This is a genomic window from Microcystis sp. M_QC_C_20170808_M3Col (genome assembly GCF_007095505.1).
Lineage (GTDB): Bacteria > Cyanobacteriota > Cyanobacteriia > Cyanobacteriales > Microcystaceae > Microcystis.
The window spans coordinates 1-9,906 of sequence record NZ_SFBY01000142.1; the positions used below are offsets into that span (position 1 = coordinate 1).

The window sequence follows — 9,906 nt, forward strand, 5'->3', positions numbered from 1 at the left end:
CGTAAGACTTCTGTTAAAGAAGCAGCATCCCGTGAAGCGTCAACCCCATTCAGCGACCATTCTAAAAAGGTGGCGTGGTGAGGAATCGCCGTCCGTTTTACGGCGGCGAGGATGTCAAGATCCGACGAATCAAATTACCGCTGGCTTTGATTTAATTCGAGTGGCGATCGCTCGTCATCCTAGTCAAATCATTCCTCTTTCCGGTTCTTGGTTTGGTGATGCTGATGACTTTTTGTCTATGGATGTTAAAGTAACCATTCGCAAGCTGGGGACGCTGCCAGATTTTGATCCCAGGGAATAGGGGAAATTATCGGGTTTTTCCTTGACTGGCGATCGCAGAAAAGGGGTTTCTCGGAGAAACCCCTTTTCTACTCATGCAATAAAGCGAAGATTGCCGTTAGGTTCTAACATTTTTATCGATTTTTGTCAAGATATATTTGACACAATTTATTAGAAAAAGGGTTTCTTTTAGAAACCCTTTTTCTGTTTTCCAACTAATCCTATTTGACCTAATAGGTAAGGATATCTGTTAACTGCAAAAGTTAACATTCAACAGCGTACGTTTCCAACTAATCCTATTTGACCTAATAGGTAAGGAAATCGGCAGTCTCATCCAAACCATTGGTAGCTCTCCATACGTTTCCAACTAATCCTATTTGACCTAATAGGTAAGGCTGCTAAGTTAGCCGATAATGCTGTTACTATCCCTAAAGTTTCCAACTAATCCTATTTGACCTAATAGGTAAGGATACGTATGGTTAAAACCAACCAAAGACCCTCAGGAGTTTCCAACTAATCCTATTTGACCTAATAGGTAAGGAGGTTCAACTTCCAAAATCGATTGGTGAAATGGGACTCGTTTCCAACTAATCCTATTTGACCTAATAGGTAAGGAGGGGCACTTGCTAACAAGCGAGTCCTTGGTGAGGCGATCAAAGTTTCCAACTAATCCTATTTGACCTAATAGGTAAGGGGCTACAGGGTCGATGCCTTGGTACGTTTATCCAACCGTTTCCAACTAATCCTATTTGACCTAATAGGTAAGGGGGCCCTGCCCGGAGGAGGTAACAAAGTAATTTACTAACCGTTTCCAACTAATCCTATTTGACCTAATAGGTAAGGTATCGCCCTATCAATAATAGGAGTAGCACTTTACTTAGACGGTTTCCAACTAATCCTATTTGACCTAATAGGTAAGGCTGATGCCGATGCGGAATACGCCGATGTGATCGAAATCAATCTTGAGTTTCCAACTAATCCTATTTGACCTAATAGGTAAGGGCTATTGCATTTGTTGGTGATGACCCGCGGTACATTGGTTTCCAACTAATCCTATTTGACCTAATAGGTAAGGATCATCTCTTGATCAATAGTTTAGTTTTTTAATAATCGTTTCCAACTAATCCTATTTGACCTAATAGGTAAGGTAGGAGGTTTCGTAGGGTTTTTATTCCACGTTGCTTTGTTTCCAACTAATCCTATTTGACCTAATAGGTAAGGGAGGCGAACTATAAAACCTCAACCGCAGCATACAGTATCCTGTTTCCAACTAATCCTATTTGACCTAATAGGTAAGGAGTACCCCTTGGAAAGCCTTATCGAGAGGGGAAGACAGACACTGCCATCGCAAGAAGAGCTATACTCTGTAATTGGTTTCCAACTAATCCTATTTGACCTAATAGGTAAGGAGTACCCCTTGGAAAGCCTTATCGAGAGGGGAAGACAGACACCCAAATCGACGCACCTGCAATCCATAGGGTAAAAAGGTGGTAGTGGGGGGGTAAAAGTCCCGATACCAAAGGGTAGAACCCTGACTGGGAGAGCAATCGACACACCTCAACCAGAGAATCGGGGTTTTGGGAGTCGGGGAGAGGCTGCATCGATTTTCAGCCAAGAGTTGGGGGACAAGCTAGATGATATAGACAGTTGGGGGTGGTTGAGGAGGAGAACCTCCAATTACCAACACCCTAGAGACTGCTTCTTTGGAAATCCCATAGAAGCGTACATCATCCTCTTGAGGATTGACCCTTTCTATTACTTTAGCGTATAGTTTCCGCATCTGGTCGAGGTAAAAGGCAAAAGCTTTATCGAAATGTGTAATTAATTTTGCGCGCGGTACTTAACTTTGAACGGGATTATTTCGGCCAAAGTTTTTGAAATTTGCTCTCTTTACCATTATTCTCGTCTAGAAAACCTAGAAAATAAGCACAATCATCAGAGTCATCAGGAAAAATTGTTAACAATTCTAGGTATTGATGATTATTTTGGGGATACATTCGATGCCAAAGACGACCAATTTGATTGATACTTCCTGTCACTGAGGTTTTATAGATACTTAAATTATCCAGTTTTTGATAGGCTTTGTGAAGCCATTTGATGGCTAGGGAATCATCTTTATCTTCAGCAATTCTTCCCCAAACCTCGACTTTTTTAGGATGCCAACTTTCTCGCCAGTTAGCACTATTATCGGGAGTGATGGGGATATTTTGTAAGGTCATCCATTCTTTAGCAATAGTGCGAACATCTTTGATAAAGGGATGAACATGAGTTAAATCTCTGACTTTATTATCGTTGATTAAAGAACTTTTATCCCCCCATTGCCAATGACAGCCAATTAAGGGTTTATTAGGATAATAATCCTCATAGAAAATACTATGATCTGCTCGTCGCCACGATTTACCAAATCCTCCTAATAACATAGCAAAACGAGTGAGGAAACGAATTAATTTTTTTAAGCATTCTTGCTGGTTTTCGGGGAGAGATTGGGTGATAATCCAGCGCAATTCTCCTGTTACTGTGTAGGTGGGTTCGTTGTAACCATTGGTAAAGGTTCCTAACTCTAGAGAGTTGACACGAAAATCGATCGCTAGTAAACCTTGAGTTGCTTCTCTGTCAATTCCTCCAAATAGCTGATTAACTAATTTTTCGGCATTTTTAGCATCAGTTAAACCGCCAAAAATACGCAAGGCATGACTGCGAATTGCTCCTCGAAAAATATTGGGTCGAAATTCCTTTTCACCATCGAGGCTTTTAGGAGCCATTCCTTGCCCTTTCAGAAAACATTTATATAAAGGTTCTTTTGAAGGTTTAATGTCTTTTGGCAAGCCGTAACCGCTACTAACACGGCATCCTAGACCAGATTCTAAAGCTCTTTCCCAGATAGTCCAAATCTCCTCCCAATCCGCTTGTTCTATTAAGCTAGAAATGCCAAATTTTAGGGTAGGTTGATAGAGGGAAATTAAAGCAAAACCACTTTCTCCACCGGGTTTTTGTCGAGTGTTTTGGGTTTTTACTTGCCATCCCTGTTGCGGGTGAACAATATCTAAAAGATTTTCCGTCCAATCATTAACGGGATAACCGCCATGGAAGCGCAAAAGACTAGGGTTATCGCTATCTTTTTCGAGGTGATAACGTTGTTTTTGTTCGGGGGTGCAAGCTTGACAAAAGGCTCCTTTCATGGTGGAACCGGGATAAAATGGTATGCCATAAGCACCCATTACAGGCCGAATTATTCCTTCATCTTGTCCCCCATTAGTGACGAATCGCCACGAGATTTGATATTCTTTGGTCTTTACTTCCTCACCAAATTGGGGAGAATTTTCATCGACCCTTTCTATCCATTCTTTTACCCATTTTTGGCTATCATTTTCATCTTTTTCAGAATCAATATATTGTAATTGTGATCGCCCTTGAGTTTGTGCGCGAAACATCAGGGGAATTTTGTTACCAATATCGGGAATATTAACCATATAATTTATCGCTCCTTTGTTCCTTTATATCTTTGGGTCCACCAAACTAAACAATCGCATAGTTGCGTTAAAACAGCGAGGGTAATTCTCTGGTCTTCTAGCTTTAATTCCCAGAGTTTTTCTGCCATTGCTTGAACGGATTTGGTATCATTTACCTGTACGGTATCGTTAGGGATAGGAATCCCAGCTTCTGCCATGGTTTCGACTAATTTATCCCAAGTTTCTTTCCAGTATTGTGCTTTATTGGGTTCCTTAGATTGTAAGCGCAGATGTTCACCCCAAAATCTTTCTAGTCCATAGGAAACGGATTCACGCATTTTAAAAGATTGATTGAGAGAATCTCGGTCTCGTAGTTTGGCAGCCAGAACTAATTTCTGAGCAATGCGATCGAGATTGTATTCTTTCCAAGCCATAATATTAGATAAAATGTAATTATTGATTAGCGTAGTTTAAAATAGTAACTTGGCAACGACCAAAACCGATGGATTCTAATCCTCCGAAATATAATTCTTTTTGGTTTACCGATTCTCCAAAAGGTTGCCATCCTGTTTCTTTGGCAGCAATGGGAAAAACTAAAACACTACCCACGGGTAAAGCTTCCACATTGAAAAAAGCTCCCTTTTCTGTATCGACTTTTTTCTGATCTTCTAGTAGTTTAACCCGGCTTTGTCGGTAGAGTGCCATATCGTGCAGCATGGATATATCGTTATCATCAACGACGACTAATTGAGAAGCTTTTAAATCCGCTTGCGAGGGAATCCACGAAGAAAGCTCCTCTAAGTGTTCAATTTCGAGAAATCCTAAGTTAAAAAATAAAACTTTGCTATTGCGGTTAACTCCCTGCACTACTCGCGCTTGTAAGCTAGGGGAAGCAGTATAAGGATTGGGTACTTTTGCAGAGATTCCCGTGATTTGTTTGTAGCGTTTTAATAATAGGGGAGAAGTGACCCAAATTATCGGCTGTCCTGGACAAAATACCGGCAACCAAACGAGGGAAGCATATTCAAATTTAACTTTTGCTTCGGTGGTTCCTCCGTCTTCTTGTCCTGGGATTGCTTCGTGTCCGTACCATGTACGTTTTTCATCTATATTGTTCATATCGGCACGAAAACGGCCGCGAATAGAACTACCGGGGATAATTGCTGTTTGGGTAAATTGATCGCGAAAAATGAGGTTAAGATTACCTGTTTCTTCTCCTGCGGTTGCTCCCACATGAAGCGGTGCTAGGGTTTCAAGTATGCCATAACTTTTGTGATACATTTTTGGGTAAAAGTGAGTATTTTAGATGCTTAGGGATTATTCTAAACTAGGTTAACATTAATGTCAGGATTTTCTAAGATTTTGTTAATATTTGATCGTGGTATTTAGGATATTAGGGCAGTACAAAGCTATACGTTTAGTCCCAATCAATTTCAACACCCTTTAATAATTCATCCATTTCTTTAGCCATTTCCTCTGTATAAGGACTAAGAGAAGAAGGGTTTTTAAAGGCATCTTCTACCAAAAAATCTAAAAACATACGCAGCATTTTATTTTCGCTAATTTGTGAGCTTTGATTATTACCACTTTTTCGATAACCTAATAAAGCTTTTCGAGGAAATCTGGTTTTTAGTTTTGCCATAGCTATCATACTAAATCTGGTTATTAAAAACTAATTATTTATTCAACCTTTTGCATGAGTGCCTGTCCTGATATGTAGCCTATACTCAACGGATTTAGTATCAGTTATTCTCGTCTAATTTACCCTACTCAATAATTATAGGCTTTATTTGGCAATATTTTCTAAGGGTAAAGCTAATCCGCAGCCCCAACGTTTGAGGGAAACTCCTTCGGTGGGGAACCAAGATTCCTGCCAATTGTGCCAAGATGGTAAGGGGTTTTTTAAGCGATAAACTGTTCCTGCGGGAACTGCATAGCGTCCCCTAGATAAGCGCTTAAATTTATCTTTTCCTCCGAATCGATAACGATAGGTTATTGGTCTTTCGGTGTTGAGGGTTTCTAATTCCCAATCGCTGGGATTGCGAGTTGATAGGCGATTTGTTCCCCAGATTGCGGCAGTAATGAGGGCAAAATATTGACCGACATCTTGATTAAATAAAGTCTGTAGATGGCTGCTTAATTCAAGTGATTTAATTTCCACTAGATGGGATTCACCACCAAAGCGATACCAGCCATTTTCTAGGGGTTGATTAGCCAAATAAACTAGACAAGCATCTGGATGTAACTGGACGGCATTTTCGAGGAATAATTCCCCGGTTTCTACCTTTCTTTGCTCCTCTAACAAACGCGGATGGAGATGGGGATGATATTGCCACGGGGAACAATAGGCTTTTTGAGGATTATACCATTGGTTGATAGGAATCCAACTATCTCGATCGAATTTTCCCTCAATTTGTTTACCGTCTTTCTCTTGCCATTTTTCTTGCCATGTTAAGGTGTGTTGAATTTTCCCATTGTCGTTACTTTCTTGGTCTTGAAAATAATTTGCTAGGGGTTTTTTCGCTAGATAAATAAAGGGAGTGGGGACAAAAAAGTTATCTGGTTGTTCACTGTTTGCCCAAAAAGGGCCGGCAATTTGTAAATCGCGAATATTGGTGGGATTACTGTGAGCAAATAGTCCCGAAACTGTGGCAGCAGTGGGGGGAAAACGATTTCCTGAACGTCCGACTAGATTTTCTGGAGAGAGAAAGGGACCGGCGCTACCGTAGAGAAATCCCAAAGGTTTAATTATGATCAGATATGGCAGCATTTTTCTATTTTTAGGTGAGATGATTGGCAACTTTGGAGAGGTTAATTACCCAGTTATTTTTATCTTTGTGAGAGGTGATATCGATGGGTATATTTTGATTAAAATAAAGGTTAAAAACTGCATTGGTAATATGATGATTATCATCGGTAAAAGCGCGGCGATTTTCTAAAGTTGCTATATCATTATAGAAATGTGTCCAGTTTTTACCTCCACTGCGATCGCAATAACTATCGAGGATATCTTTTAAGTTTTGCCACGGACAAACCCACTCTAAATAGTTACCACTGTTAAAAAGGATTCGCACAGCTAGACGATTTTTACCTTGATTTTTAGCGGATTTTTCGGCTTCGCGGCAATGTTGCAATATGTCTCGCTGAGGAACTCCTGAAGCTGCCCAAACGAAACCGACGCTAACAGTTATATCCTGAGAATAACCATGTTTTGGCCAGATTTCTCGATGAAATTTATCAAACCAATAGAGACAATCTTGTAGGGTTAATTTTGGTTCTGATTTTTGTCGAAACAAAACTCCTAAAAAGTCATCTCCTCCCGCATAAATAATGCGACCAAAGTTAAGATGATTTTCTAGTTCTTCTCCCCATTGTCGCATTCTTTGACTAAATTCTTTTCTTGAGGAGATGGACAGATTTTTTAGATAGGTTCCCATCCCGTCACCGTCCCCTTGAAACCATCCTGTATAGAATTTTTCCTCGTAGCGATTTAGTTCCACAAATTTTTTAGGAAGTTCTAGGTTTAAAGGCTTGCCAATATCATATAATGTAATCATGCGTTTGACTAATTCGGGAATGCTAAGACGTTCGTTTTCATCGAGAATAGCCTCAGAAAGTTTTTGACTTAATTGCTGATAAAATTCGGTGATTTGCTGATTTTGTTGGGAGATACTAGAATATAAAGGATGGGTTTTATCCGTCATTCCATACCAAACAATGGCATCAGAACCAGATAAGCTAGAACTTTCTCCTTGCCAATTAATTCCCGTCCAATCCCGTTGATATTTTTTCTGTTGCAGACTTTTAAACGCACAATCGATCGAGTCTTCTTGCACCCAGAAGAATTCCCAAGTATGATTAATCCATAGGTTCCATTCTCGTCGCCAAGTATAATTGTATTGTGGCAGATTTTGTTCAATCCAAACCCGACACTTATTAACTACTTTTTGCCATGAGTCATTGAAGACTTGTTCGGCCTCTTTTTTGGGAAAATTACCCGCGATTAAGATTTGGTTGGGAGTTCCTCTTTTAACCTCAATTAAAGCGGGAGAAATAAGGCTACATTCAGGATATTGATCCGCTGCCTGACAGATAGCATCGGCAAGATAGGATAATAAAAAAGAACCACCGTATAAATCTCTTAGTTTACGGGATTTTTCGATGAATCCTTGCACAGGAGCAAAGGTAATTACAGTATAGGTCATTTGGTCTTTATTGTCCTCGATAAAGTTTAAATTCCTGAAGATTAATAAGATTTCTGTAGGTAGAATTTTCGTATTGAGTTAGGAGAATTGGCCAGTATTGTTGAACGGACATTCCGACAAGTATTCCCAAAGTTATAGGTATAGAATAAACTAGCTTAATCTCTTGATAGTTGTTTTTTTGAGCGCTGTTGATAGTGGTAAAGATTTCTCTAGAATATTGTAGCCAATCTTCATTTCTTTCGATTGTACCACTGCCTTTACTTTTCAGATAAATTAAATCGCCGTAGTTTTCAATACTCTCATCATTAAGATTTATTTTATGGGAAGAAACATCGATGGCTATAGTTACTCTATCTTGACCTTTTTCGGTGACAGTACCCTCAAATTTTTCGTATTCCTTAATACCTTCTTTTAGTTTGCGATCGCTAATTTCCACCACAGGATAATAACTATCAGAAGATTTATTATATTGAAAGATTTTTACTCCTTCGGTAGCGAGAATAGTACCGACCATAATAGCGACGCTAATCGGTCCGATATAGGCAAGATAAATAATAGTATTTTGGGGAGTTTTTTTCTTAAGTTTCTCTAGATTATAGCGTAGTATTTGCAGAAAAGCTTTCAGCATTTCTTGATCATAAATATCACAGGAATAGTTAAAAATTAAATCTGTTTCGCTAATATTGAGATACTTGTCGAGATTATTTTTATGATCCTTGTATTTATTTTCTGTTTCGATGATATTAAAAAGTGATTGCAGAGCTTTATTACTATCGGCAGGATTAGCAATTTTAATCACTATCGGTAAAGGAATCGCTTGATGTTTATAGAGGTCGTATTTCTGAGATTCTCGCCAGATACCGATGATAACTAGAGCCAAAGTAATCAGAAAAATTAGATAGTATCCCTGGCCAAATTGATCGGCAATTAGTGCTAAAATAGCGGCGATGGCCAATCCAGTATTGGTGAGGGGATTAAAGAAAATATTGTAGGGAGATTGACGAAGATTACTCAGGACATTTTGCAGAGAGGTCAGCATATTTTTGCTAGAAAGTTAGGGCATAATATCGAGAAGACATAGAGACAATTCGGGAAAAACTGCCGAACTAATACGCTCATAAAGACGATATAACTTTTGTTGATATTCATCGTCTTCTAGCTGACAAATGGTCAGAGTAGGCTGTTTGGGTTTACCGATAAAAGGGATGCCACCCAATTCACAAAAATCGACAATCCAATATTCAGCAATACCCAAAGATGAGTATTCTTCAACTTTGCGTGCATAATCATCTTGCCAATTAATACTAACCACTTCTACCACTAATTTAATTGCTTGGGAGCTAGTTAAAATTGGTTGTTTTTCCCAGAGAGGTTCGGTGCTGAGGGACACTTCATCTAAAATGATGACATCGGGACGTAAAGCAGTAGCTTGACTGGATTCTGGACGGAGCAAACAGTTTTTAGGAATTGTCCAGGGTAGATGTAATCGAAAAATTTTTCCCCATAGTCTTCCTGCGATTTTTCCCGCTACGGATTCATGAGGTTTAGTGGGTTCCACGTCTCGCAACTCCCCGTCAATTAATTGATAGCGTGGGTCATCTCCATACCGAGTCAAAAAATCTTCAAAAGTGAATAGTTTAGGAGATAGGTAGGTCATGATTTTTATCGGATTAGACCTAAAACTTGTTGTTGCTATCCATGATACTGATGACTCGCCGGAATCGGGGGATTTTTGGGTTTAAAAAATCCTTAAAAAAACTTCCACCCCCGCTACCCTAGGGTTGATTCATTTAAATTAAGTACAGCGGATTTTGAGTCAATAAATTTGACCGAAGATTCTCAAGTTTATCTTTTTCTAACCAAAACGGTTAGTCACAATAACTAATCTTTAATCTTCTGCCAATATTTATTATGAATAAATTGATAAAGCTTGTTCCCAAGCCACTAAAAGCCTATCTCTCTTGAAATTGTCT

General features: G+C 39.2%; 8 protein-coding genes, 1 pseudogene and 1 CRISPR repeat array. Of the genes and pseudogenes, 1 reads left to right on the top strand and 8 read right to left on the bottom strand.

The genetic code is table 11. The features are described 5' to 3' along the window. Nucleotides 1-301, top strand: a pseudogene (locus EWV84_RS06650) (hypothetical protein); the annotation flags it as partial. Nucleotides 302-486: 185 nt separating this feature from the next. Then, a CRISPR array of direct repeats spans nt 487-1,688; the repeat unit is 36 nt; unit sequence GTTTCCAACTAATCCTATTTGACCTAATAGGTAAGG. A 447-nt stretch (nt 1,689-2,135) separates the two neighbouring features. On the opposite strand, the gene EWV84_RS06655 reads toward EWV84_RS06650, so the two are convergent. The 8 genes from EWV84_RS06655 to EWV84_RS06690 form a co-directional block, all read right to left on the bottom strand. Further along, a complete protein-coding gene (locus tag EWV84_RS06655) occupies nt 2,136-3,749 on the bottom strand; it encodes an RAMP superfamily protein (RefSeq protein WP_287077316.1) in 1,614 nt (537 codons plus the stop codon). A 5-nt stretch (nt 3,750-3,754) separates the two neighbouring features. Then, complete coding sequence (locus EWV84_RS06660; protein ID WP_287077318.1) at nt 3,755-4,162, bottom strand: hypothetical protein; 408 nt, start codon at nt 4,160-4,162, stop codon at nt 3,755-3,757. A gap of 19 nt (nt 4,163-4,181) precedes the next feature. Next, the gene (locus EWV84_RS06665) at nt 4,182-5,009 is read right to left on the bottom strand and encodes an RAMP superfamily CRISPR-associated protein (protein WP_287077320.1); all 828 of its coding nucleotides are present in this window, start codon (nt 5,007-5,009) and stop codon (nt 4,182-4,184) included. A 136-nt stretch (nt 5,010-5,145) separates the two neighbouring features. Then, nucleotides 5,146-5,370: an AbrB/MazE/SpoVT family DNA-binding domain-containing protein gene (locus EWV84_RS06670; RefSeq protein WP_287077322.1), complete on the bottom strand. Its 225-nt coding sequence runs from the start codon at nt 5,368-5,370 to the stop codon at nt 5,146-5,148. 144 nt (nt 5,371-5,514) lie between these two features. Further along, nucleotides 5,515-6,498: a type III-B CRISPR module-associated Cmr3 family protein gene (locus EWV84_RS06675; RefSeq protein ID WP_286825756.1), complete on the bottom strand. Its 984-nt coding sequence runs from the start codon at nt 6,496-6,498 to the stop codon at nt 5,515-5,517. A 10-nt stretch (nt 6,499-6,508) separates the two neighbouring features. Then, nucleotides 6,509-7,933, bottom strand: coding sequence for a Cas10/Cmr2 second palm domain-containing protein (locus tag EWV84_RS06680; protein WP_287077325.1), 1,425 nt, complete (start codon nt 7,931-7,933; stop codon nt 6,509-6,511). Between the two features lie 7 nt (nt 7,934-7,940). Continuing rightward, nucleotides 7,941-8,972, bottom strand: a complete 1,032-nt coding sequence (locus EWV84_RS06685) for an SAVED domain-containing protein (protein ID WP_287077327.1) — start codon at nt 8,970-8,972, stop codon at nt 7,941-7,943. A gap of 15 nt (nt 8,973-8,987) precedes the next feature. Then, complete coding sequence (locus EWV84_RS06690) at nt 8,988-9,590, bottom strand: Uma2 family endonuclease (RefSeq protein ID WP_287077330.1); 603 nt, start codon at nt 9,588-9,590, stop codon at nt 8,988-8,990. Between the last annotated feature and the right edge of the window lie 316 nt (nt 9,591-9,906).

What these genes read in the sequence shown, in the direction of transcription:
- EWV84_RS06655 (WP_287077316.1), bottom strand. Translation starts at nt 3,749, where the DNA reads ATGGTTAATATTCCCGATATTGGTAACAAAATTCCCCTGATGTTTCGC.
- EWV84_RS06690 (WP_287077330.1), bottom strand. Translation starts at nt 9,590, where the DNA reads ATGACCTACCTATCTCCTAAACTATTCACTTTTGAAGATTTTTTGACT.
- EWV84_RS06670 (WP_287077322.1), bottom strand. Translation starts at nt 5,370, where the DNA reads ATGGCAAAACTAAAAACCAGATTTCCTCGAAAAGCTTTATTAGGTTAT.
- EWV84_RS06660 (WP_287077318.1), bottom strand. Translation starts at nt 4,162, where the DNA reads ATGGCTTGGAAAGAATACAATCTCGATCGCATTGCTCAGAAATTAGTT.
- EWV84_RS06680 (WP_287077325.1), bottom strand. Translation starts at nt 7,933, where the DNA reads ATGACCTATACTGTAATTACCTTTGCTCCTGTGCAAGGATTCATCGAA.
- EWV84_RS06685 (WP_287077327.1), bottom strand. Translation starts at nt 8,972, where the DNA reads ATGCTGACCTCTCTGCAAAATGTCCTGAGTAATCTTCGTCAATCTCCC.
- EWV84_RS06675 (WP_286825756.1), bottom strand. Translation starts at nt 6,498, where the DNA reads ATGCTGCCATATCTGATCATAATTAAACCTTTGGGATTTCTCTACGGT.
- EWV84_RS06665 (WP_287077320.1), bottom strand. Translation starts at nt 5,009, where the DNA reads ATGTATCACAAAAGTTATGGCATACTTGAAACCCTAGCACCGCTTCAT.